The 23269-nt window shown below is 47.2% G+C and carries 24 protein-coding genes; 16 read left to right on the forward strand and 8 right to left on the reverse strand.

Annotated features, from left to right (window positions below; genetic code table 11):
- The first annotated feature begins 1 nt into the window (after position 1).
- The 7 genes from MHI21_RS04330 (at position 2) to MHI21_RS04360 (ending at position 6375) form a co-directional block, all read left to right on the forward strand.
- A complete protein-coding gene (locus MHI21_RS04330) occupies positions 2–1000 on the forward strand; it encodes an NADP-dependent oxidoreductase (RefSeq protein ID WP_342419504.1) in 999 nt (332 codons plus the stop codon).
- A gap of 325 nt (positions 1001–1325) precedes the next feature.
- Positions 1326–2003: a TetR family transcriptional regulator gene (locus MHI21_RS04335; RefSeq protein ID WP_061832076.1), complete on the forward strand. Its 678-nt coding sequence runs from the start codon at positions 1326–1328 to the stop codon at positions 2001–2003.
- 99 nt (positions 2004–2102) lie between these two features.
- A complete protein-coding gene (locus tag MHI21_RS04340; protein WP_069012862.1) occupies positions 2103–2960 on the forward strand; it encodes a transporter substrate-binding domain-containing protein in 858 nt (285 codons plus the stop codon).
- An 85-nt stretch (positions 2961–3045) separates the two neighbouring features.
- Positions 3046–3693 (forward strand): amino acid ABC transporter permease, encoded by a 648-nt coding sequence (locus tag MHI21_RS04345; RefSeq protein ID WP_069291124.1) that lies wholly within the window; start codon positions 3046–3048, stop codon positions 3691–3693.
- A 14-nt stretch (positions 3694–3707) separates the two neighbouring features.
- Positions 3708–4457, forward strand: coding sequence for an amino acid ABC transporter ATP-binding protein (locus tag MHI21_RS04350; RefSeq protein WP_013308809.1), 750 nt, complete (start codon positions 3708–3710; stop codon positions 4455–4457).
- Positions 4458–4512: 55 nt separating this feature from the next.
- Positions 4513–4938 (forward strand): OsmC family protein, encoded by a 426-nt coding sequence (locus MHI21_RS04355; RefSeq protein WP_340884378.1) that lies wholly within the window; start codon positions 4513–4515, stop codon positions 4936–4938.
- A 183-nt stretch (positions 4939–5121) separates the two neighbouring features.
- Positions 5122–6375 carry a serine hydrolase gene (locus MHI21_RS04360; protein ID WP_342419505.1) on the forward strand — a complete coding sequence of 418 codons (1254 nt, stop codon included), beginning with the start codon at positions 5122–5124 and terminating at the stop codon, positions 6373–6375.
- A 40-nt stretch (positions 6376–6415) separates the two neighbouring features.
- Here the strand turns inward: MHI21_RS04360 and MHI21_RS04365 are convergent, their stop codons facing one another.
- The 5 genes from MHI21_RS04365 to MHI21_RS04385 form a co-directional block, all read right to left on the reverse strand.
- Positions 6416–7393, reverse strand: coding sequence for an iron chelate uptake ABC transporter family permease subunit (locus MHI21_RS04365; RefSeq protein WP_069291126.1), 978 nt, complete (start codon positions 7391–7393; stop codon positions 6416–6418).
- Positions 7390–8394 (reverse strand): iron ABC transporter permease, encoded by a 1005-nt coding sequence (locus MHI21_RS04370; RefSeq protein ID WP_069012865.1) that lies wholly within the window; start codon positions 8392–8394, stop codon positions 7390–7392. Before MHI21_RS04370 ends, MHI21_RS04365 begins: the two co-directional genes overlap by 4 nt.
- The gene (locus MHI21_RS04375) at positions 8391–9371 is read right to left on the reverse strand and encodes a helical backbone metal receptor (RefSeq protein ID WP_342419506.1); all 981 of its coding nucleotides are present in this window, start codon (positions 9369–9371) and stop codon (positions 8391–8393) included. Before MHI21_RS04375 ends, MHI21_RS04370 begins: the two co-directional genes overlap by 4 nt.
- 200 nt (positions 9372–9571) lie before the next feature.
- On the reverse strand, positions 9572–10300 hold the full coding sequence (locus MHI21_RS04380) for a response regulator (RefSeq protein WP_342419507.1): 729 nt from the start codon (positions 10298–10300) through the stop codon (positions 9572–9574).
- Positions 10293–11966 carry a sensor histidine kinase gene (locus MHI21_RS04385; RefSeq protein WP_342419508.1) on the reverse strand — a complete coding sequence of 558 codons (1674 nt, stop codon included), beginning with the start codon at positions 11964–11966 and terminating at the stop codon, positions 10293–10295. The genes MHI21_RS04380 and MHI21_RS04385 overlap by 8 nt, the downstream gene beginning before the upstream one ends.
- Positions 11967–12126: 160 nt before the next feature.
- Here MHI21_RS04385 and MHI21_RS04390 point away from each other — a divergent pair, with 160 nt between their 5' ends.
- Both MHI21_RS04390 and MHI21_RS04395 read left to right on the forward strand, forming a co-directional pair.
- Complete coding sequence (locus MHI21_RS04390) at positions 12127–12420, forward strand: putative quinol monooxygenase (protein ID WP_069012869.1); 294 nt, start codon at positions 12127–12129, stop codon at positions 12418–12420.
- 44 nt (positions 12421–12464) lie between these two features.
- The gene (locus tag MHI21_RS04395; RefSeq protein ID WP_342419509.1) at positions 12465–13289 is read left to right on the forward strand and encodes an aldo/keto reductase; all 825 of its coding nucleotides are present in this window, start codon (positions 12465–12467) and stop codon (positions 13287–13289) included.
- 90 nt (positions 13290–13379) lie between these two features.
- On the opposite strand, the gene MHI21_RS04400 is transcribed toward MHI21_RS04395, so the two are convergent.
- Together MHI21_RS04400 and MHI21_RS04405 are read right to left on the reverse strand one after the other, a co-directional pair.
- On the reverse strand, positions 13380–14033 hold the full coding sequence (locus MHI21_RS04400; RefSeq protein ID WP_069012871.1) for an SdpI family protein: 654 nt from the start codon (positions 14031–14033) through the stop codon (positions 13380–13382).
- Positions 14030–14341, reverse strand: coding sequence for an autorepressor SdpR family transcription factor (locus MHI21_RS04405; RefSeq protein WP_025676831.1), 312 nt, complete (start codon positions 14339–14341; stop codon positions 14030–14032). The genes MHI21_RS04400 and MHI21_RS04405 overlap by 4 nt, the downstream gene beginning before the upstream one ends.
- 218 nt (positions 14342–14559) lie before the next feature.
- Between MHI21_RS04405 and MHI21_RS04410 the strand changes: the two genes are divergently transcribed.
- Positions 14560–15186, forward strand: coding sequence for an alpha/beta hydrolase (locus MHI21_RS04410; protein ID WP_342419510.1), 627 nt, complete (start codon positions 14560–14562; stop codon positions 15184–15186).
- A 163-nt stretch (positions 15187–15349) separates the two neighbouring features.
- Here MHI21_RS04410 and MHI21_RS04415 read toward each other — a convergent pair whose 3' ends face one another.
- Positions 15350–16558 (reverse strand): chromate transporter, encoded by a 1209-nt coding sequence (locus MHI21_RS04415; protein ID WP_341162245.1) that lies wholly within the window; start codon positions 16556–16558, stop codon positions 15350–15352.
- Positions 16559–16728: 170 nt separating this feature from the next.
- Between MHI21_RS04415 and tlp the strand changes: the two genes are divergently transcribed.
- From tlp to MHI21_RS04445, 6 genes are all read left to right on the forward strand, one after another.
- Entirely contained in the window at positions 16729–16953 is a 225-nt protein-coding gene (tlp, locus tag MHI21_RS04420; RefSeq protein ID WP_013308822.1) for a small acid-soluble spore protein Tlp, read from the forward strand.
- 240 nt (positions 16954–17193) lie between these two features.
- Entirely contained in the window at positions 17194–18486 is a 1293-nt protein-coding gene (locus MHI21_RS04425; RefSeq protein WP_342419511.1) for an ABC transporter substrate-binding protein, read from the forward strand.
- Between the two features lie 27 nt (positions 18487–18513).
- Entirely contained in the window at positions 18514–19476 is a 963-nt protein-coding gene (locus MHI21_RS04430) for a sugar ABC transporter permease (RefSeq protein WP_023987071.1), read from the forward strand.
- A 3-nt stretch (positions 19477–19479) separates the two neighbouring features.
- Positions 19480–20319: a carbohydrate ABC transporter permease gene (locus tag MHI21_RS04435; protein ID WP_029517136.1), complete on the forward strand. Its 840-nt coding sequence runs from the start codon at positions 19480–19482 to the stop codon at positions 20317–20319.
- A 332-nt stretch (positions 20320–20651) separates the two neighbouring features.
- A complete protein-coding gene (gene ilvA, locus MHI21_RS04440) occupies positions 20652–21938 on the forward strand; it encodes a threonine ammonia-lyase IlvA (protein ID WP_061830889.1) in 1287 nt (428 codons plus the stop codon).
- Positions 21939–22158: 220 nt separating this feature from the next.
- Positions 22159–23133 (forward strand): glycoside hydrolase family 43 protein, encoded by a 975-nt coding sequence (locus MHI21_RS04445; protein ID WP_013308827.1) that lies wholly within the window; start codon positions 22159–22161, stop codon positions 23131–23133.
- The last annotated feature ends 136 nt before the right edge of the window (positions 23134–23269 follow it).

A 23269-nucleotide genomic window follows, 5' to 3' on the forward strand; every position in this document is an offset into this window, starting at 1 on the left:
ATTGAAAGCTGCGCAAATGCAAAAATATTCAAAACAAATCCAATTAGGAATAAACAATATAAAAATACCGGAAATCAATAAACATGAGGTTCTTATCAAAGTAAAAGCTGCAGGTGTAAATCCCTTAGACATTCTTATTTTAAATGGTAGTATTCGCATGATTGCCGATTATGACTTCCCTTTAACTTTAGGAAACGAACTATCCGGCGTTATTGAGGCTGTTGGAAAAGATGTTGTGAAATTCAAGGTTGGAGATCCCGTTTATACGAGGCTGCCAATAAATAAAATCGGAGCTTTTGCTGAGTATGCGGCAGTCCATGAGGATGCGATTTCCGTTATGCCTAAAAATCTTTCTTTTATTGAGGCCGCCGCGGTACCCCTCACGGCTTTGACTGCATATCAAGCCTTGCATGATGTACTTCATGTTCAACCCGATAAAAAACTATTTATTTCTGGAGGAACCGGCGGCTTTGGTACGATGGCTATCCCGATTGCCAAATCGATGGGGTTATATGTGATTACGAGCGGCAGTGAAAGAGGGAGATCACGAACACTGTCCATCGGCGCTGATCAATTCATTAACTATAAAGAGGAAAATTATTTTGATTTGCTATCTAACATCGATTATGTTATCGATACATTGGGGGCAAAAGAAATTAAAACGGAACTTGCTATTCTCAAACCCCAAGGGAAATTGGTATCATTGAAGGCTTTACCCAATTACCGCTTTGCTTCTGAAAATAACTTTCCAATATGGAAAAAGCTATTGTTTGGTTTAGTAGGTGCTCGTTTAGATCGATTAGCAGTTAAACAGGATAAAGAATATCGCTTCTTATTCGTGTCCGCTAATGGCAGGCAATTACAAAAACTGACGAAACTAGTTGAGGATGAAGATATTAAGCCTGCTATAGATTCAGTTTATAATTTTGATGACATTAACATGGCTTTAAATAAAGTTTCTACTGGCCACTCCGAAGGAAAAGTGATAGTAACCTTCTAAGGAGAGGATATATGAATTTTGGAAATACGCTCGAAAGGTGCCTTGGCATAACACCACATTCACGCTTCGTAGCATTTGGCTGATTACGCTAAAGGAGAACGTTAGTTTAATAAAACAGCAGTAGTCTAAGACTGCCGCTGTCTTTTTTGTTGGCGCCAGTCTAATACTTATTTTATGGGATCTGTCGGTTTTTAAAATTCAAAAGCCGCTTGGAGCAGCAAAACTTTATTTTCTTCTGACACTTTTTTCTTTGACAAAAGTATACTTATCCTATAGGATTAAAAATACAAAACTGACTGACTGATCAATCGGGAGGAGGGAACCCATGCAGCCACGGAAGGCGAAGCAGTCCGAGACCGTCTCAAATGACCAACCTGCCGAGCACGCGGGAGAAGAAACAGACCGCAGAACACAGCTTCTTCACATAGCATTGAAGCGGTTCGCCGAGCAGGGTTACCATCAAACGAAGATTTCAGATATCGTGGTAGAGGCGGGAGTAGCCCAAGGCACGTTTTATTGGCATTTTAAAAGCAAAGAGGCACTGGCGCTGGAGATTATCGCTACCGGTCGTGAACAACTACTGTCAGCGATTGGACAGGGATATCGCCGTGATGCGGGAACGCTGGCTGATATGGTTAAGGCATCGGAGGCGCTGTTTGTTCGGTTATTTGATTTTGCATTGGAGAACCGCTATCTGATGGGTTTGCTGCTGATCGGCAGTGGTGTCGATGAACCGGTGCGCCAGAGTATCCGAGAGACAAGGGCCGCGATGGAGCTGGCATTCCGGCGCAATATGGAAAGAGCGATCGAGCTGAACATGTTGCCTGCTGAATTGGATGTCGAATTAAGGGCGGCACTACTCATGAGTATGATCGAAGGTGTCATTACACGCTGGCTATTCGGTTCAGAGGGAACATATGACCACATCACGCAGATAACTGCTAAAAGATTGGCAGCAGAGGCGGCTAATTTTGAGTTTTATGGACTACTAGGTCAAAGCTAGAGGGTCAACATCGCATGAATGGGTAGTTGGCAACAAATAATATAGCCAAATCACATATATGAACTCAATCATTTACATCCAGACAGGAGAGAACGATACATGAAAACACGTAAAAAAGGGTTCTTGGTAACTATACTCATGGCTGTGGCATTGTTCAGCCTTGTGCTAAGCGCTTGCGGTACTAAGCCAGAAGCTTCTAATACTAGCAATGGAGCGGGTAGCAGTAATGGGGCAGCGAGTAACCAGCTCGAAGCAATCAAGAAGGCCGGTGTGATTAAGGTAGGCATGATGGGCACCTATCCGCCGTACAATTTCTTGAACGATAACAAGGAATTGGACGGATTTGATGTGGATATCGCCAAAGAATTGGCGAAGCGGATTGGAGTGAAACCGGAGTTCACGGCACAAGAATTCTCGGGGCTGGTTCCAAGTTTGCAAAAGAAAAAATTCGATGCAGTGATTAGTCAGGTGACGATTACAGAGGATCGTAAGAAGGCTATTGACTTCACAGAGCCTTATATCACAAACAATGTAAACATTATCGTAAACAGCAAAACAAATGATATTACCAAGCTGGAGGACTTTAAAGGCAAAACCATTGGTGTCGGCTTGGGAACGAATGATGAATCTTATCTGCGGAATGAAGTACTGCCGAAGGTAGGCGATTTTGAGATTAAAACGTATGATGATGTCATTACTTCCTTAAAGGATCTAAACTCTGGTCGTATTGACGCAACAATCAACAATCTGTATGCTCTCAAGCCCATTATCGATAAAAACGGGTTCCAAATTAAAGCCGTAGGCGAGCCAATTAAATCGGATCAAGCGGGTGTAGCCATTAACCAGAAAACTCCTGAGCTCAAAGAAGCCTTGAACAAGGCTTTGAAGGAAATGAAGGAAGACGGCACTTACAAAACAATTTTCAAAAAATGGTTTGGCGAGGAGCCAAAAGAATAACGTAAGCCTGTTAGAGGCGTCTGGCTCCAGTCTTGGCTTTTATGCTGACATGGGGCCACTCGTCTGAAAGAAGGGAATATAACCAATGCTTGAATTAATGTGGGAGAACGTCCCTTTTTTATTAAAGGGTGCTTATTATACGCTATATATTACGATTGTCTCTATGTTTTTTGGCCTAATCATTGGTTTGATTGTTGCTGTGGCCCGGTTGAAGGGGAATCGACCTGTTCGATGGCTGGCGCGCATGTATGTATCGATCATTCGGGGGACGCCGGTTTTGGTGCAGATTGCAGTCATTTATTATGGGCTGGATGATTATGGAATATCATTCGGATCGCTGACAGCTGCTTGTCTGGCACTTAGCATTAATACAGGGGCGTACTTATCGGAGACGTTCCGTGGAGCTATTTTAGCCGTACCCCAGGGACAGACCGAGGCAGCTTATGCAACGGGAATGTCGCCCGGTCAAACGATGTGGCGTATTATTCTTCCTCAGGCGGTACGGATCGCAATTGCACCGATGGGGAATACATTTGTAGGTATGCTTAAAGAAACGTCGCTGGTGTCGTTTATCGGGGTCAGTGAATTGATGCGGCAGGCACAGCTTTTACAGGCGCAGTATTTGCTTTACATGCCGTTTCTGCTCGAAATTGGCCTGATGTACTGGATTATGAGCATTGGATTCTCCGCTATACTGGAGCGGGTGGAAAAGCGTCTGGCTCGAGCTTATTAAGGTGGAGATGATAGATGATGATAACAACTAACGGATTAGGTAAACGATTCGGACAGGTAGAGGTTCTGAAAAGCATTGATTTTCAGGTTGCCGCTCGTGAAATCGTCGTATTACTCGGCCCGAGCGGTTCAGGTAAAAGTACCTTGCTGCGCTGCCTGAACGGTCTGGAAGAGCTGTCTTCCGGCAAGTTTGAGGTGAATGGGATTGAGGTCGATGCTACGGCTCCCGTTCGTGTCCGCCAAGCAGCCATTCGTGAGATTCGCAAACAGACAGGGATGGTGTTCCAGCAATTCAATCTGTATCCGCACAAAACCGCAATCGGCAATGTCATTGAAGGACTGCTGACAGTAAAAAAAATGCCGCGCGACAAGGCTATGTCCATCGGACAACGGTTGTTGGAGCGGGTGGGGTTATCGGACAAGCAGGATGTACATCCTTCACGTCTGTCTGGTGGACAACAGCAACGAGTAGCCATTGCGCGTGCGCTGGCGATGGACCCGGCGATTATGCTGTTCGACGAGCCGACATCGGCGCTTGATCCCGAGCTGGTAGGGGAAGTACTGGGAGTTATGCGAGAGTTGGCTCAAGACGGAATGACAATGGTCGTCGTTACTCATGAGATGAAATTTGCTCGCGAGGTGGCGGACAAGGTCGTATTTATGGCAGATGGTATCATTTTGGAGGAGGCAGCGCCACAGGCGTTTTTTGACACTCCCCAGCATGAGAGAACACAGAAATTTTTACGCCAAATCAGTGAATTTTAAAGTTAAGATCGAGGATGAATCATAGATTATTAAGAGGGAAAGAAGGCCTTTGAACATGAAAGTATCTACAACTTGGCACGGCAAACGCGCGTTTACTTCGGAGGGTCCATCCGGTTATTCCGTTGGGATGGATGCTACGGCGGCTTATGGCGGTGATGGTAAAGGGATGACACCTATGGAACTGCTGTTGGCGGGTCTGGCGGGATGTATGGGCATTGATATTACGATGATTTTGGATCGTTTCTTGTCGGACATTACTCGCATCGATATTGACGCAGAAGGTACGCGCAAGGAAGAAATGCCGACAGGCTTTACAGCGATTGATCTGACATTCTACGTAGATGGCGATATTCCAGATTACCGCGTATGGAAAGCGATTCAGATGGGGAAGGAAAAATATTGTGCAGTATCCGATTCCTTAAAAGCGGAAATTCGGATGCACCTCATATTGAATGGAACCGAAGTACCCTATCCAGCATAAGGGTCGAAGGATAGTGAAAGAGAGTCAGCCTGTGTTATATACAGGAGGCTCTCTTTTTTATGTTATTTGAAAATATGACACGTAATGAAACTTTTTGTACTGTGTTTTCGTTTAAAATAGAAATTGAAATATAAAAATGGGAAAATAAACCTGTGTGTGAAGTGCATACGGGGGGAGGTAATAGTGAAACGAAAGCGCCTTATCGTGGTAGCAACTAGTTTGGCTACAGTGCTCATCGTTATGGGTGTAGCGGCAGGCTTACTATCTTTCATGCAGAATCAAGTGGCTAATCCCCCGAATACCGTCCGGCCCACAACTGCGATTGCAGCTGACGTTAAGGAAGAAACGAAGGAACAGGATGCTGCCCGCCGTTTACTTCATTTTGTGGAGGCGAATGCAGAAAAAGTTTCGATTACGATTCTGAGAGATGGAAAAAAGCTGGCAGGTCAAGAGGAAAACCGGATGATGCCTTTGGCGAGCACCGTCAAAACAATCATTGCGATCGAATATGCCAAGCAAGCGGTGGTGGGTAAGATTAACCCGGACGGGAGAGTGAAGCTGATTTCGCTGGAAAGGTTTTATTTGCCGGGTTTGGATGGGGGTGCTCATACGGCGTGGCTACAGAATATGGAGGCTAAAGGGCGGATACAGAATGAAACTGTATCTGTACGAGACGTCGCCAAGGGGATGATTCAATTCAGTTCCAACGCCAATGCGGAGTATTTAATGGACAAACTGGGGGTGGATGCGATCAATCGGACGAGAGCCAAAATGGGGCTGCAAAATCATGATCCCATTTATCCGTTTGTATCCTCCATTTTGATTCCCTACGAATGGATGAGGGAGAGACAAGGTGAGAATTGGAATAATACAAAGAATAATATTTCTGCCAAAGAAGCCATTCAGGCGATGTCTGATACGGAATTTCGCCGATATGCCCGCGTGATTCATAACAAGCTGCGCCGTGATGTGAGTGGTTCTTACAAGAGAAACGCAGATATTACGACTTGGTATGATCAGGATTATGATCGTATCAATACGGATCGCTTTATAGCATCAACGACAGCCGAGTATGCCTCTTTAATGAGTAAGCTGAATCGTCGTCAAGGGTTCACAAAAGCTGAGCAAAAGTTATTGTCCGAGGTCTTGGAGGAACCATTTATGGTTCTTCCTGAAAACCAGCAATCCCTTAAACATACTGGGCAAAAAGGTGGCTCCACGGCTTATGTTTTGACACTGGCCATGTATGCGACAGATAAGGAAGGGCATACGACAGAGCTAGCTGTCTTTTTTAACGATTTGGACCCAAGCACAAATGCCAGCTTTCCCGAAATGATAAATGATTTTAAAAAGAGGCTACTGCATGATGAATCGTTTAGAAAAGAAGTTAATCGGCGTATCGGTGTACAGGTAGCGCTGCTAAACGCTAGGGTATAGTACTGCGTTTAGCTGCGCTGCGCAACTTCTTATCCTCATCCTATCCGCTGTCTTTTTGTTTGCGTTCCCGAAGCAATAGATACAAAAAATATGGCGCGCCAATGACGGCTGTCACGATGCCAGCGGGAATTTCGAGCGGCGGCTTCAGACCTCGTCCCAGCGCGTCAGCAAGGACGAGAATCAGGGCGCCGATCATCGCCGAACCGGGCAATAGATAGCGGTGGCGATTGCCAAATAACCGCCGTGCCAGATGCGGTGCCAGCAGTCCAATAAATCCGATGGAGCCGATGGCAGCGACACAGGAGGCAGCCAAGGCGACTGACACGGCTAGCAGTCCTGTACGCACACGCTTCACGCTAAGTCCCAGCCCAGCAGAGCTTTCCTCATCTAGGCTCATAATGTCCAGCTTGCGCTGTAGGGTATAGGCGAGAGGCAGCAACACGATTAACCACGGCAGTAGCCCATACACTTCGTCCCAGCCTTTGCCCCACAGACTTCCAGCTAGCCAAGTGAGCGTGTCGCTGGCTTCGAGTGGATACTTGACCAGTATATAATCGGTCGCAGCCTGAAAAATAGCGCCCACCGCCAGTCCGGTCAAGGCTAGCATATTGGGACGCATGCCTCCCTTCATCGAAAGCTGTACGAGCAACAGTGCAGCTAGCCCAGCCCCGACAAAGGCGGCTACAGGCAGCAGTGCCACTGGGGATGAGGGCAGCAGCACGATGACGAGAACCGCCGCAAAGCCGGCCCCCTTGGATACACCTACCACATCTGGCGAGGCTAGCGGGTTGCGGATCATGCCTTGCAGCAGAACACCGGCTACTGCCAGCCCAGCTCCGGCCATGATGGCCAGCAGACCGCGTGGCAGCCGATAATGATGAACGATGAACCAGGAAGAGGCACTCCGGTCCGTCAGAGCCTTGATCAGCTCAGAGGGCGTAATGTAGGTGCTGCCCACGCCTATAGCTATAAAAGCAACACCCAGCATGAGCGCGAGTAAAATCCACAGTTTTTTCATCGTGAAGCCCTCCCGTTCTTATGCGCCAGATATAAAAAGAAGGGCGCACCCACCAGCGCGGTTACAATGCCAACGGGTGATTCATAAGGAAATGCAATAAATCGTCCAAGCACGTCCGCATAGGTCAGCAGCAGAGCTCCGCAGATTGCAGACAGGGGAATGACCCGCTTGTAATTGTCGCCTGTAAACATCTTGATGATATTCGGTACCATCAAGCCCACAAAGCCGATGGAACCGGCTACCGCTATGGCAGAGCCTGCCAGCATAATCACTGAGGCCGAGGCCAGTAGACGGACAAGACGTACGTTTTGTCCCAATCCCTGTGCGACCTCCGTCCCGAGGCTCAGCACAGATAGCGAGGGGGCCAGCGCTAGCGCAAGAATCATACCCACGGCGAACCATGGTAGCACCAGACGCGTGTCGGCCCAAGTGGACCCGTCGATGGCTCCGGCGAGCCAATATAGCACATCGGATATTTGCTCGTTGAACACGAGCAGTCCCTGGGTGATGGAGGCCAGCAGCAGATGCACGGCCATCCCGGCAAGGGCCAGCTTGACCGGCGTCATGCCCGCCGTTCCGGCCAGCGCATATACGAAGGAACCGCCTGCGATGGCCCCGGCAAAAGCAAAATAAATGCTGCCGGACGATCCGATATTCGGCAGCAGCACGACGGACAGCACGACAGCCAGCGAAGCGCCTGAGCTGACCCCGAATACCTGCGGCGAAGCCAGCGGGTTGCGTGTGATGGCCTGCATCAGGGCTCCAGCCACGGCAAGCCCGGCCCCGACGATTAGGCCAATAACGGCACGCGGTAGGCGTACCGTCAAGACAATGAGCTGATCCTTAGACGGATGCTCAGTGAACAGCGCAGTCAGCATGGTGGGGATGTCCATCCTGACTGGGCCAATCGCCACGCTAAGCAGCAATCCAGCCAGCAACGCAGCGATAAGTGCAAAGAAGACCGGCTTATTCAGCCGGTCGCGTGAGGCTTGTCCGATCAACGGGAGCCGTCTCCTTTACTTTGCGCGGGATACAGAAGCGAAATGGCTTGCTCCAGTATTTTTTCGGCTGAGCCGAGCCCACGGTACCGGGTCCACAGTGCCCGGTTTACTTCGTAAACTTCCCCTTTTTTGACGGCCGTAATGTTTTGCCAAAGCGGGTTTTGCTTCCATTCCGCAATCAGCTTCTCATCGGCTTCCACCAAAAAGATCACATCAGGATCCGCTTGTGAAATTTGCTCCAGCGTCAGCTTGACGGTAGGCTCGCTTGTATTTTGAAGGGCATTGTGGATACCCGCTTGCTCCAGTAGTTGTCCATCAAAGGATGAAGCGCCGTGAGCCGATAGTGAATCAGAACGGAATACCCCTAGCAATACGCTGCGTGGCTCACCAGCTTTGATGCCTTCTTTCAACTTTTCCATTGTAGCTTTATGCGTAGCGAGAATTTGCTCGCCTTTTTCCTTCTCACCCAACGCATCGGCGATGACACCGAAGGATGCCAAGTTTTGTTCATAGGAGGAATTGCGGCTCTTTAGAACAATGGTCGGAGCAATCTCACTAAGTTCTTTGTATATGCTTTTATGACGATTCAGATCAGCAATAATCAAATCCGGCTTCAAGGAGCTGATCGTTTCCAGGTTTGGCTGTTTGCGTGTGCCTACTGGTGTGAAGTCGATTTTCTTGCCGAGCAGCCCATCAATATCATCGTCATTTTCCTGAGCTATACCGACAGGAGTTACGCCCAGTTGGGTTGTGGCATCGACAAAAGAGAATTCCAGGGTTACGATTCTTTTGGGTGTACCTGAAACTTTGGTTTCTCCCATCTCATGTTTAATCATTCGAGTGTCGCCTGTTGCTTGAGGTGCTACTGCGCTGTTATCTTGTGACTGGCTTCCACATCCCGCCATAATGACCGTCAGTAGTGCCAGGACCGCTGCAAGCAGCATACCTGTGCGCAGTGGTTGTTTCGGTGTTGCCATATGTTATCCCCCGTTCCAGTATGATTATCAGAGAAACTGATAATCATTATCAATCAACTAACTGTTGATCATTCTAGCAATCGGGAAGGAGGACGTAAATAATGTGGTTATTTAAACCGTTTTGATCGATTAAGTGAATTAAATTCAATAAAATTATGAATAGGAGGAGGGGGAGTACCAGGACATCAGAGTTGGACGGTTTATGCATCCCTCCGCTGTCGGCGATAGATACGCTCCGGTCTGCCGACGGTTCCGTACACCTGATCGTGGTGCGCGTCGCCACTTTCCACTAAATACTCCAGATACCTTCTGGCTGTAGAACGGCTCATACCCAGCTCGATTCCCACTGTACCTGTAGTCACCTCACCCAGTCGATTCAGGAGATCTAGCACTTTGTCGCAAGTTACTTTATCGATGCCTTTGGCCCATAGTTCTCCGACTCCGTTCCCCGCCATCCGACCGGTGCCCGCGCTTTGAAGCAAACTGTCAATTTCAGATTGCTCGACTGTGGATTGTTCCTCTTGCCATGTTGTGATTTGTCGCCGAAACCGGGCATATTCCTCCAAGGTCGCACGCAATCTCTCGAATATAAGCGGCTTTACGATAAAATCAAACACGCCTGCTCGAACGGCTTGTACCACTGTTTCAGCTTCTTTGGCGGCAGTCAGCATAATAACATCTGTACCCGGATAGTGTTGCTTGATGAACGATAGCAGGGTTAGACCATCCGTATCGGGAAAATAAACATCCAGCACGACTAGAGGAGGACGGAGCACGTCCAGTTGAAGTTTTGCCTCAAATTCGTTCGTCGCGATTGCACATACGGTGAACCCATCCACCTTTTCAATAAATCGGCGGTTAATCTCCGCAATTCGCGGATCGTCTTCAATAATAAGAACCTCAATGTCCGATAAAACCCGCTCATTCATGGGCATAACCTCCTTTTGCATCATTACTCGTATCTGTCCTAATTAAAGGAATGTATACCTCAAAAATACTTCCTCCACCAGGACGTTTGTGCACTTCTATAGAGCCGCCCATTCGTTCAGTGTACTCTAGCACGAGAGCAAGGCCATATCCATGTCCTGCTTCTGCTTTGGTCGAAGCTCCTCTGACAAACAACTTTTCTTGGATATCGTCCGAAATTCCCGATCCGTTATCCGCAACTTCGATGATGATGGCTTCAGTCGTTTCTTCAAGCCGGAACCAGACCTGTCCGTCAGAGATGGAGGACATCGCAACAGCTTCCATGGCATTGTCCAGCAGGTTTCCGGCTATGGAAGCGAGAAAGGACCACTCCAACGTAGGGGACTGGGTTGAGAATGCTCCTTTAATATCAGAATGGAGTAAAACCCCTTTTTCCAGCGCCTGTTTCTTCTTACCGATCAGTAGGCTGGCGATGATTGAATCGGTTAGGAGAGCTGTGCCAATCGGCCTGTGTACACGATATTCCTCTGATTCCTGGGTGATAAAGTCCACCGCTTCGTCATAACACTCCAACTGAATCAGGCCGGATATGAGATACAGCCGATTGGCGTATTCGTGTGTTTGTGATCGCAGTACTTCCGCGTAATCTTTGACCTCTGTCAACTGTTGTGTCATGTGGAGCAGTTCGGTCTTGTCACGCAGACTGGCAACCGTGCCCATGATGCGACCGGAACGATCCTGGATCGGCACACGGCTGACGACTACAATTCGCTGCTGGACCTCAATTTCCTTATTCCATATGTCCTGTCCCTGATCTGGCCCCATCGTTGAATGCTCTACTGTGTAATCGGCAACAAGCATATCAATCAGTACATCCGGAACACCTGTCAAGTGACGAAGGTCGCATCCGTAGATAGAGGTTTCCGGCGGGAGTCCGATCAAGCGAGCTGCCTGTGGATTGGCAAGTGTGATTTGTCCGTTACTATTCACCGCGATAATCCCTTCGCCGATGGACTCAATAATGGCTTGCTTTTCCTGGTACAACCGTCCGATCTCCACTGGCTCCAGTCCATGCAGTGCGCGGCGTACCCGTTGCGCTATAACCAGGCTTCCCAATATGCCGATCATCAGCGCGCCCACCATAAACCAGAGCCATGCATATGTGTATGTACGAATATTTTGCTGCACATCTGTCATTAAAAAACCTACAGAGACGAGCCCGATGGCCTTACCTTGCGTATCATAAACGGCTGTTTTGGCGCGTATTGACGGTCCGAGAGAGCCCGTCGATTCAGTGATAAAGGACTGCCCTTGCAGTACCTTATCATTCATGGGGTCTATCATAGGCGTGCCGATGCGCTCCGGGTTTACATGCCACTGCCGGATGAGATGACGATCAGCAATAGTAATAAAATCAGCGCCGCTGCTGGCTTGGACAGGCTTTATGACCTCGTTGATACGCGAACGCAATTGCGTCGTCTCAGTCTGCTCCAGAGCGTCTCTGACCTGCGCATCTACGGCGAGGGTATTGGCGACGGTGAGCGCCCTTTCTCCGATTTCATCATATAGAGCGGAGGTGATCATATATCGAAAGGATAATCCCAACAGCCCGGTAACTACCAGTACTAATAGGGATATAAATACCATTAGTTTTGTCTGAAAACGCACATGCCTTCACCGCCGTTAAACAAAATATAGGAGGAACGGATCAGTTGATCTCTCCCCCATACGATCTATTTTACTGTATTACAGAAACGCCCGCACTTTTATTCTTTCGAAAGAATGGTCTATAATAGAAATAGTTACATAATACGAGGAGGAACATAATATGATTATTATTCATGCCGATATGAAAGTTTTACCTGAAAAAAGAGAGGCTTTTTTGCAACAAACCCAAGGGCTGGTCAGCGCATCCCAAGCTGAAGAAGGCAATGTACGCTACACGTTAATGCAGGATCTGAATGATTCCAACGCATTTACGATGGTTGAAGAGTGGAAAGATGCTGCTGCTGTAGATTTCCATAATAATTCTGCCCATTTCCAGGCATTTGTTGCCGCGGCTAAAGAATTGTTGGCTGCTCCGCTTCAAGTGAATGCTTTTCAGGATGCAACTAAACTGTAATCATCCCGTTGGATCATTCATAATCAGGAACAGGAGGAATAGACATGGGGAACATTGCGGATACAACTGTACTGAATAACGGAGTTCAGATGCCTTGGCTCGGTTTCGGTACTTACAAGGCGGAAGGCAATGAGGTCTACGAAGCGGTCAAAACAGCTATTGAGGTCGGTTACCGTCACATTGATACAGCGGCGATCTACGGTAACGAGGAACTGGTTGGACAAGCCATTCGTGATAGTGGGACGTCTAGAGAAAATCTGTTTGTAACTACCAAGCTATGGAATCAGGATCAGGGCTACGATTCAACACTGCGTGCCTTTGAGGAAAGCCGTAAGCGGCTGGGTCTGGATATCATTGATCTGTATCTCATTCATTGGCCTGGCAAGGATAAGTACAAGGAAACCTGGAAGGCATTCGAACGACTGTATGAAGAAGGAAGCGTACGCGCTATCGGAGTTAGTAACTTCCAAGTTCACCATCTCGAAGACCTCCTCAAAGACAGCAATATGGTTCCTGTCATCAACCAAGTGGAGCTTCACCCTCGTCTGACTCAACAAGAACTGCATCAATACTGCCGGGAGCACCAGATTCAGCTTGAATCGTGGAGTCCACTGATGAAGGGGAAATTAACCGAGCAAGCGGACATCGTTGAGATTGCTGCCAAATACGGTAAAACCTCTTCGCAGGTTATTTTGCGTTGGCATCTGGATCGGGGGATTGTGACGATTCCCAAATCGGTAACCGCGCATCGTATCCGCGAAAATGCCGATTTGTTCGATTTTGAACTGACGACTGAGGATATTGACCGAATCAATGGTCTTCATCTGGATGAGCGTGTAGGCACCCATCCCGATAAACTGTTGTTTTAAATAAATATTCACTTGTAAAAAGAACCTCCCATTCTGCGTTTATCGCGGTTTGGGAGGTTCCTTTTTAGGTTCAGGTGTAGCTTTGTTTAATTACTTGTTTAGCTTACGATACAACAAGTAAGAATAGAGTACAGGAGAGATAACGGATATGATCAGCACGGTAAGGAAAATGACTACTCCCGCCATTCCACCGACCCATGCCGCCACCAACGCTGAAGCACCGCCAAGCATCATCATAGGCCCACCGAAACGGTGCGTTTTACGCCATACCTCGGGATTAGACAGAGTCCACGGCGTGCGGATACCGAACGTATAGTTCGGCTGTACCTGAGTCATATAATTCCCCATCGCCATCAGCATCAGGCCTATTAACCCTAAAATTATAGCATTCATTTGCAGTCGTATATTCAGGTTATACAGCAGCATTCCCCATCCAGCTACAGCGAGAACTACAGAAACACCTGCACGCGTAACTTCATAGGCTTTTGAAAATTTCTCATAATTAGCTCTGTTGGGGTCCATGTGGCGAGCCAATCGAATGACCAGCGGGACTAGGCCCAACAACACGAGCATGATAATAGAACCACTTTTGCTCGTATACCCGTCTGCTGTATTGTTAAAGTTAATATGCGAGGCTAGAACATTGGGAAGTCGGTCGTACAGCAGTATAGCGCCTATGGCGGGTGATAAGGCAATCAAAGTTGTCAAAACATCCGTCAAGCTCCAAGGTGTTCGAAATTTCATTCAGATTCCTCCCCATCCTTAATATGATTCCTATTTTTTTTCGCAGGGGTATCAGAGTGGGCGATGCTGAACATCCAACCGATGACATCCGCCACAACCGTTGTATGCAGGGTGTAGATAATGTTTTGCCCCTGTCGTTCATCCAGCACCAGCCCAGCCTGCTTCAGGATATTGAGGTGGTGGGAGATGCTGGGCTTGCTAATTTGAAAATGTTCAGCCACTTCGCCTGCGCTCATACTTTTCTCCTTTAAAAGCTGTAAGATTGTACGCCGGGTCGGATCAGCCAAAGCTTTAAAGGCATCGTTCAAAATACATTTCCTCCTTTAGATATTTAGATAATATTCTAAATATCTAATATCATATTAAAATAGAGCTATAATACATGTCAACGGAACAATACATCATTTTAGAAAAAAAGATTTAAATCAGGCTGATTGTGTTTGTAAAAGGTAGAGAAGTTGGCTATAATCAAATTACACAAAAATAAGAATCTTAATTTAGAACAAAAATGAAGGAGGGAATATATATGAAACACGTATTTCGTAAAGGAAATCATCCGCAAGCCCCGGTTATTTTGCTGCTACATGGTACCGGCGGGAACGAACAGGATCTGATTCCATTGGCTGACATGGTAGCACCGGGAGCGTCTGTGTTAGGCGTAAGAGGAAATGTGCTGGAAAATGGGATGCCACGTTTCTTTCGCCGTTTGGCAGAAGGCGTGTTCGATATTGAGGATCTTGTATTCCGTACCAAGGAGCTGAGCGAATTCGTGGATTCAGCTGCGGAGCAATACGATTTTGACCGTAACAACGTTGTGGCTCTTGGCTATTCCAATGGAGCAAACATAGCGGCCAGTATGCTCTTTCACGATGCAAAAGCGCTGCGTGGAGCTATTCTGCATCATGCGATGGTGCCGCTGCGTGGGCTGAATTTGCCTGATTTAAACGGTATCCCTGTATTTCTGTCTTCCGGTGAAAATGACCCGATCGTTCCGGTCACGGAATCCCGTGAGCTGCAAGCTTTACTGGAAGGTGCTGGTGCGCAGGTGAATGCGTATTGGGAACGCAATGGTCATCAATTGACCCGTACTGAGGCCGAAGCCGCAGGACGTTGGTTTGGGGAGCATTTTAACCCGAGTGGAGAGCAGGTATAAGCACTAAATTTAAAAATGTGAGGAATAGGGCGAGTGACCTGGCTAAGGTTTCTCTACAGAGAGTCGATTGCTTTCAAGCAGTCGGCTTTTTCACTCGCACATAGAAGGTCGGATCTATTGACCCGGATGCTTTTGCCCGCCATGTCTCCTATTGGGCTTACACTTACCCCAGTAATATTCCTCCCGCTGCGCCCGCAAGAACAACCACCCAAGGCGGAAGCTTCCAAAAGACCAGCATCATAAACAAAATGATCGCCAGGGTAAAATCCATCGGTTTCAAGATGGCGGTAGTCCAAAGTGGATCATACAGCGCAGCCATCAAAATACCAACCACGGCTGCATTAATCCCCACTAAAGCTCCTTGGATTTTCGGGTTGTTTCTTAATCCATTCCAAAACGGGAGTGCACCGACAACAAGAAGAAATGCCGGTAAGAAAATGGCGAGAGTGGCAACCACTGCTCCTGGTACTCCCCCGGCGATAGCTCCAAGGTAACCTGCAAAGGTGAATAACGGCCCTGGAACGGCTTGCGTAGCTCCGTAACCAGCCAAGAAATTCTCTCGGCTAACCCATCCAGTTGGAACAACTTCCCTCTCCAAAAGCGGCAATACCACGTGTCCCCCACCAAATACCAAAGAGCCTGAACGAAAAAAGCTATCGAACAGCGTTAACCATCCCACTTCCTCTGAGGATCTAAGAAGCGGAAGTGCCACAAGCATTGCAACAAATACAATCAAGGAGCAGACCGCAAAAGTTCGGCTAATCGCAATTTGAAGATTGGACGTAATCTCCGCCTCTTGCTTTCGAAAAAGCCATAACCCGATAACACCAGCAGCAACAATGATTAGAATTTGACTGTAAGCTGTATGCCAGGACAACGTAATCACGGCGGAAATCACGGCAATTGTCGCCCTATCCCGATCAGGCGTCAGCTTCTGTCCCATCCCCAGAATAGCATGGGCCACAATCGCTACTGCTACGATCTTCAGTCCATGAATCCACCCCGCACTCGCTATATCGTATCCTTGAAGCAGGAAAGCAAACGCAACCAACAGAAGGAGCGACGGCAGTGTAAAACCAATCCAGGCTAACAATCCGCCAAGTAATCCTGCTCTTACAACTCCAATTCCAATGCCAACCTGACTGCTGGCCGGACCGGGGAGGAACTGGCAGAGCGCTACAAGATCGGCGTAACTTTGTTCATCCATCCACTTTCGACGGCGTATGTACTCATTATGAAAGTACCCTAGATGTGCAACCGGCCCTCCAAAGGAGGTTAGACCTAACTTTGTAGACACCCCCAGCACTTCAAGAAGAGTCGCTAATCGTCCCTTTGGAATATCTTCTAGCGGGTCTAGCTTACTCGTTTCCATATAACAGGTTGCTCCCTTTTCTTTTTTCCAACTTCAATATAACTGAATAATGTAATCTAAGTTACTCTATTTTATTAATTGCTACAAGAATGCATAAAATCATTCGATAGCGATCAAGCTACGGATTAGCGCTCTACTGAGCGACCCCATGATTAGGAGGCGACAAACGAATGGCAAAACCAGATAATCGAGCCGACAATGTTGAACATTTGCAACAAAGTATTCAGAACACACAGCAGAACCTGCATGAAGCTGAAGGATATCTAAACGAATTTTCCTCTGAAATCAGCAACGAGGAGCGTAAGCAGATCGAAGAAAAAAATAATCGTCGTAAAGAAAGTATTAGATCATTTCGGGAAGAAGTGAAGGACGAAGCAGCACATTCGCAAGAATAATTTAAAAAGCGCGACCCAATTCCGAGTTTCAATTGGAATTGGGTCGTTTTTTTATGCAAAAATCATCATAGCCTCATACAATTCATTTTCCCCCTATAATGCAAGGGGGACGCTAATCTGCATTGAAAATAAATATTTTATAAATAATGTTGTTGTAAACTAATTTGTATTGATGTTAAATAATAAAAGAAAGCGCAATCATTTATGAATTAGGATTTCATCATGCGAAGGGGGAAGGATATGCTGCTGCAAAGAAAAAGCATGGCTTTGATGCTTATGGCGGTGGTTTTGATGGCTGGACTGCTGCAAGGCTGTTCTTTCAAGACCGATGAAAAGGATGGGCCGGGAACAGAACTTGTATTATGGACGTTCAATGAACTGCATGAGAAGTTTTTTCTGCAAATGGCTGACCAATGGAACCAACAGCACCCTGATGAACTGATTAATTTGAAAGCGAATACATTCCCCTATGACAACCACCACAGCAAGCTGTCGATTGCGCTGCAATCGGGGGTGGGAGCGCCGGATATCGCGGATATCGAGGTGAACAAGATCGGTAATTTCCTCAAAGGAATACCGCAGCTGGTCCCGCTCAATCCGGTGATTGACCCCGAGATCAATAACATTGTGCCTTCCAGAGTACAGATTTACGGCAAAGACGGTAAGTATTACGGCATTGACTTCCACGTTGGGGCCGAAGTGATGTATTACAATAAAGAGATTATGGATCAGGCGGGGGTAAACCCGGATTCCATCGTCACCTGGGCAGACTATGCTGCTGCAGGCAAGCAAGTGCTGGCGAAAACAGGCAAGCCGATGGCGACCCTGGAAACGAATGACCTGTGGAGCTATTGGCCGATGATCTCCCAGCAAAATTCAGATTTTCTGGATGACAAGGGCGAGTTGACGTTGGATAACGAAACCAATATTAAAACACTCGAGTTTCTTCAACAGATGATAAAAGACAAAATCGCTGTTCCCGCACCGGGCGGCGGGCATCACATGGAGGAATACTACGGATTTATGAACAAAGGTGGGGCCGCTTCGGTATGGATGCCGATGTGGTATATGGGACGTTTTACGGATTACATGCCTGACCTAAAAGGTAAAATTATCATCAGACCCATGCCAGCGTGGGAAAAAGGCGGTTTTCGCTCAGCGGGTATGGGCGGAACCGGAACAGTAGTCACGAACCAATCAGAGCACCAGGATCTGGCGATGCGCTTTCTGGCCTTTGCCAAGCTATCCAAGCAAGGGAATGTGGAGATCTGGAAGCAGCTTGGTTTTGATCCCATCCGCAGTGAAGTGTGGACCATGCCGGAAGCCAAAGCCAAGAATAAATTTACGGAGTATTTCGGAACGAATATTTTTGACACGCTCATCGAAGTCAAAGATGAAATCAATGCGGTGCATATCGGACCGAAAACGCCTGATATCGCCAGTGCTGTGCGCAATAAAATACTTTATCGGACACTGCAGAGTGGCGAAGATCCAGCCACGGTGCTACATGAGCTGGCAGATGAACTGAGATAGACCCCAACAGGAAAGGGAGTGAGATTCATGGCAACGCCCGTTCATACGAACGCTAATGTACCGACAGGTCAGCCGCCACAACCTCAGCGTCCGACCAGAAGCCGATGGAGTCGCTTTATTCATTCCAGCCGTACGGCACCGTATGTGTTTGTCCTTCCATTTTTACTGTCCTTTGCGTTATTTTTTGCCTATCCGGTCATCTCGACGGTCATTATGAGCTTCCAGGAAGTCCTGCCAGGGATAACAACTTATGTTGGACTGGAAAATTATAAGGACTTAATCAATCCTACGTTTGGAAAGGCGATATTGAATAGCGTCCTGTACACGCTGCTTACACTGGTCGTGCTGATTCCTCTGCCGCTGGTATTGGCAGTATTGCTGAATTCGCCTAAAATGCCGGGCAGAGGGTTGTTTCGCTCCGTGATGTTTATACCTGCACTAACCTCGGTGGTGGTAGCAGGAACGATCTTCCGCCTCATGTTCGGGGAATTGGATGGTTCGCTGATGAACTCCCTGTTGGGGGTATTCGGTCTGGAGCCGTATAAATGGCTGATGAACGCCAACACCGGATTTTTAGCGTTGATCGTGCTGGCATTATGGAGATGGCTGGGTGTGAATATGCTGTACTACATGTCGGGACTCCAGAACATTCCTCCCGAGTTGTATGAAGCTGCGCAGATTGATGGAGCCAGTCGTTTCGATTCATTTTGGCGGATTACGATTCCTATGCTGAAACCAGTAACGATCTATGTATTTACGATTAGCATTTATGCGGGGTTATCCATGTTCACGGAAAGCTACATGTTGTGGAACGGAAATAACTCCCCGAACGATATTGGTTTAACGATTGTTGGCTATCTCTATCGCCAAGGTCTGGAGCAGAACAGTATGGGCTTCGGAGCTGCGGTGGGCATTGTATTGCTCGTATTTACACTCGTGCTGAACCTGATCCAGCTCAAATTTTTCGGCATGTTCCGGAAGGAGGATTAAGCGATGGCTCAGAAACAAAAAGGCTCGTTATCCGCATTGCTCGTTGTCCTGTTCATTCTGTTTGCCGGGTTTGCCCTGTTTCCGCTATTTGCCGTGACGCTTGCCTCGTTCAAGCCATCGACGGAGCTGTTGCGCTACGGCTTGAATCTTAAGCTGGAGTGGGACATCATGTCCCTGAAAAACTATGCGTTCATCTTTCAGGGGACGACGGATTATTTTCAATGGTACTGGAACAGTATTGTCATTACCGTCTTGTTTACGGTGTTATGTCTGATATTGTCCGCGATGGTAGGCTATGGTCTGGAGATGTACCGTTTTAGATTGAAAAATGTGATTTTCACACTGGTGCTGGTCGTGATGATGATCCCGGTAGAAATTATCATGCTGCCGCTCTACAAGCTAATGATTGGCATGAAGCTGATTAATACAGTGTGGGGTGTAATTCTACCATTCGTCGTCGCGCCGATCCCGATCTTTTTCTTCCGTCAATATTTGAGTGGTGTTCCCAAGGACTTCATGGATGCTGCACGGGTTGACGGCTGTTCAGAATATGGCATTTTCGTACGGATTATGATGCCCTTGATGGCGCCTGCATTTGCAGCAATGGCTATTTTGCAGGCGATGAACAGTTGGAATAACTTCCTCTGGCCGATGATTGTATTGCGTACCAACGATATGCTGACACTGCCAATTGGACTGTCCAGTCTGCTGACGCCATATGGCAACAATTATGATGTGCTGATCGCGGGGTCCGTTTTGGCTATTTTACCGATTCTCGTCGTGTTCCTGTTCTTCCAGCGTTACTTTATTGAAGGGATGACGGCAGGCGGAGTAAAAGGATAATCGGAAAGGTATTAAATAGAGCAATGGAGTACAAGAAATGTGCAACGTCAAAAAAGGCTGATCGGGCAGTGTCCCGGTCTGCCTTTTTTTAGATTCGATTGATTTTCATTCTCATTTTCATGACTATCATCTGCACAAGCTATGGGTAAACGTGGTATGATATTTGAAAGATTTCAAATACAGCACTTTGCATAATTTGATTCCTAACGCTCAAAAGTACAATATATAAACGAACTAAACCGTTTCGATTATATATTGCTGGTTTGAAATCGCTCTTGGGATTTATGCAAAATGCTCAATACAGAAATATTCAGGCGGAGCGTGGAGAACCTATGGAACCAACAGAAACCCAGAAAACTGACCCGGCCATGGCGTCAGCCGTTGGCATGGAGGATATTGTACGAGCGCATCATATGCTGCGTGAGGTGATTGTGCGTACACCTTTACAGAGGGATGCCGTCCTATCGGCCAAATATAACTGTAATGTGTATCTGAAAAGAGAGGATCTCCAAGTCGTGCGGTCCTTTAAAATTCGTGGAGCTTACAACATGATCCGCAGCTTGACCCCTGAGCAAATGGAAAAAGGCATCGTGTGTGCGAGTGCGGGGAATCATGCGCAAGGTGTGGCTTTTTCATGTAATGCACTTGGTATCCACGGTAAAATATTTATGCCGAGTACAACGCCTAATCAGAAGGTGAAGCAGGTTCGTCGCTTTGGCGGTAACAGTGTAGAGGTCATTCTGACCGGAGACACGTTTGACGATGCTTATGATGAGGCCATGAAGGTGTGTAGCGAGCAGGCAATGACCTTCATCCATCCGTTCGATCAGCCGAAAATTATTGCGGGCAATGGTACGATTGCGATGGAAGTGATGGAGAGCCTAGATACACCTATGGACTATGTGTTCGTAACGATTGGCGGCGGCGGTTTGGCGGCAGGCGTAGGTACGTATGTTAAAACCGTGAGTCCGTCCACCAAGGTAATTGGCGTGGAGCCCCTCGGCGCGGCGTCGATGACGGAAGCGATGCGTTTGCGCAAGGTCGTTACACTGGATCAAATAGACAAGTTTGTTGACGGAGCTGCGGTGAAGCGTGTGGGTCAGCTGACATACGATATTTGTAAACACACCTTGGACGATATTGTGAAGGTACCGGAAGGCAAAGCATGTACCGCGATTCTGGAACTGTATAATGAAAATGCGATTGTTGTGGAGCCTGCGGGTTCACTGCCTGTGGCAGCACTTGATCTGTATCGCGAGCAAATTCAAGGCAAAACGGTTGTCTGTATCGTCAGCGGTGGTAACAACGATATAGATCGTATGCAGGAGATTAAGGAACGGTCCCTAATTTATGAAGGACTGAAGCATTATTTTATGGTGAATTTCCCACAAAGAGCTGGGGCACTGCGTGAGTTTCTACAGGATGTGCTTGGACCGGACGACGATATTACTAGGTTTGAATATACGAAAAAGAATGATAAGGAAAATGGACCAGCTCTGGTCGGCATTGAGCTGTTCCACAAGGAAGACTATCTTCCTTTAATTGAACGAATGAACCGCAAGGGGCTTAAATATACGGAACTGAACAAAAACGAAAATCTATTTAATATGCTAATTTGAAGAGGAGCCTACAGGCTCCTTTTTTGTATCAACATTTTGCAAAATCCTCATATGTATAGCGGTATGCGTAGTTTATGAATTTCTTTTTATTTGAAATAAAGCGTTTACAAAACTGAATGTAATAGGTTAATATATGGGTAACTTCATAAGTATAAACACTAATGTAATAGGTGTGACACCTGAATTTCATTATAAGATACTCATTCGGAGGTGCGAAGGAATGTTGAAAGCATGGAAAAAATCAGTACAGAGTAAATTGACCCGAACGGCGTTTGCTGCCGTAACCTCGGCTGCTTTAATGCTGTCAGTGATGCCATCTGCATCCGCAGAGCATTGGGCGTTAACTGGCGATGTGGCAGTGCATGATCCGTCCATTACGAAGGAAGGCAATGCATGGTATATTTTCTCCACAGGGCAGGGGATACAGGTTCAAAGATCGGACGACGGACGCAATTTTTACAGATTGCCGCAAATATTCCTGTCACCGCCATCATGGTGGAAAACGTATGTACCTAAGCAAAAGACTAACGATGTATGGGCACCGGATGCTCAAAAGTACAATGGACGGGTATGGCTGTACTATTCCATTTCTACTTTTGGTGCCCGGACCTCGGCTATCGGACTAGCCTCCGCAACGAGCATTGGCGCGGGGAGCTGGAGAGATGATGGACTAGTGCTGCGTACGACGGATGCTAACGATTATAATGCCATTGATCCCAATCTCGTCATTGACGCTTCCGGTAACCCATGGCTTTCCTTTGGTTCATGGAATTCAGGCTTAAAAGTGACTCGATTGGACAAGAATACGATGAAGCCTACGGGCCAGATCTATTCTATCGCCAAGCGTACGGCTGGTGGTTTGGAAGCGCCACATGTTACATACCGCGACGGCTATTATTATCTGTTTGCTTCCATTGATAACTGCTGCAAAGGCGTAGACAGTAATTATAAGATTATTTACGGTCGCTCTACTAGTATTACCGGACCGTATGTGGACAAGAGCGGCAAAAGCCTGATGGATGGCGGTGGAACGATACTGGATGCAGGGAATGACCGTTGGAAGGGACCGGGTGGACAATCTGTCTATAACAACAGTGTGATTGCACGTCATGCCTATGATGCCACTGATGGTGGAAATCCAAAGCTTCTGATTAGTGATTTGAAGTGGGATTCGGCAGGCTGGCCTACGTACTAAAGAGAGGACCGTTTGGAGTCATTTGTGCAGTAAAATCATATAGATATATTCAAAAACTGTTCCTCCTAAGGGGAACAGTTTTTGGCTTGCAATGTCATAGAAACATGCTATTATGTATCAAGTTGATAATAATTAT

Source organism: Paenibacillus sp. FSL H8-0168, from assembly GCF_038592955.1.
In the GTDB taxonomy this organism is placed as follows: Bacteria; Bacillota; Bacilli; order Paenibacillales; family Paenibacillaceae; genus Paenibacillus; species Paenibacillus polymyxa_B.

Excerpts from the sequence above, each read along its gene's own strand:
- MHI21_RS04335 (WP_061832076.1), top strand. The coding sequence starts at position 1,326 with ATGCAGCCACGGAAGGCGAAGCAGTCCGAGACCGTCTCAAATGACCAA.
- MHI21_RS04340 (WP_069012862.1), top strand. The coding sequence starts at position 2,103 with ATGAAAACACGTAAAAAAGGGTTCTTGGTAACTATACTCATGGCTGTG.
- MHI21_RS04345 (WP_069291124.1), top strand. The coding sequence starts at position 3,046 with ATGCTTGAATTAATGTGGGAGAACGTCCCTTTTTTATTAAAGGGTGCT.
- MHI21_RS04350 (WP_013308809.1), top strand. The coding sequence starts at position 3,708 with ATGATGATAACAACTAACGGATTAGGTAAACGATTCGGACAGGTAGAG.
- MHI21_RS04355 (WP_340884378.1), top strand. The coding sequence starts at position 4,513 with ATGAAAGTATCTACAACTTGGCACGGCAAACGCGCGTTTACTTCGGAG.
- MHI21_RS04365 (WP_069291126.1), bottom strand. The coding sequence starts at position 7,393 with ATGAAAAAACTGTGGATTTTACTCGCGCTCATGCTGGGTGTTGCTTTT.
- MHI21_RS04375 (WP_342419506.1), bottom strand. The coding sequence starts at position 9,371 with ATGGCAACACCGAAACAACCACTGCGCACAGGTATGCTGCTTGCAGCG.
- MHI21_RS04380 (WP_342419507.1), bottom strand. The coding sequence starts at position 10,300 with ATGAATGAGCGGGTTTTATCGGACATTGAGGTTCTTATTATTGAAGAC.
- MHI21_RS04390 (WP_069012869.1), top strand. The coding sequence starts at position 12,127 with ATGATTATTATTCATGCCGATATGAAAGTTTTACCTGAAAAAAGAGAG.
- MHI21_RS04395 (WP_342419509.1), top strand. The coding sequence starts at position 12,465 with ATGGGGAACATTGCGGATACAACTGTACTGAATAACGGAGTTCAGATG.
- MHI21_RS04400 (WP_069012871.1), bottom strand. The coding sequence starts at position 14,033 with ATGAAATTTCGAACACCTTGGAGCTTGACGGATGTTTTGACAACTTTG.
- MHI21_RS04410 (WP_342419510.1), top strand. The coding sequence starts at position 14,560 with ATGAAACACGTATTTCGTAAAGGAAATCATCCGCAAGCCCCGGTTATT.
- MHI21_RS04415 (WP_341162245.1), bottom strand. The coding sequence starts at position 16,558 with ATGGAAACGAGTAAGCTAGACCCGCTAGAAGATATTCCAAAGGGACGA.
- tlp (WP_013308822.1), top strand. The coding sequence starts at position 16,729 with ATGGCAAAACCAGATAATCGAGCCGACAATGTTGAACATTTGCAACAA.
- MHI21_RS04425 (WP_342419511.1), top strand. The coding sequence starts at position 17,194 with ATGCTGCTGCAAAGAAAAAGCATGGCTTTGATGCTTATGGCGGTGGTT.
- MHI21_RS04430 (WP_023987071.1), top strand. The coding sequence starts at position 18,514 with ATGGCAACGCCCGTTCATACGAACGCTAATGTACCGACAGGTCAGCCG.
- MHI21_RS04435 (WP_029517136.1), top strand. The coding sequence starts at position 19,480 with ATGGCTCAGAAACAAAAAGGCTCGTTATCCGCATTGCTCGTTGTCCTG.
- ilvA (WP_061830889.1), top strand. The coding sequence starts at position 20,652 with ATGGAACCAACAGAAACCCAGAAAACTGACCCGGCCATGGCGTCAGCC.
- MHI21_RS04445 (WP_013308827.1), top strand. The coding sequence starts at position 22,159 with ATGTTGAAAGCATGGAAAAAATCAGTACAGAGTAAATTGACCCGAACG.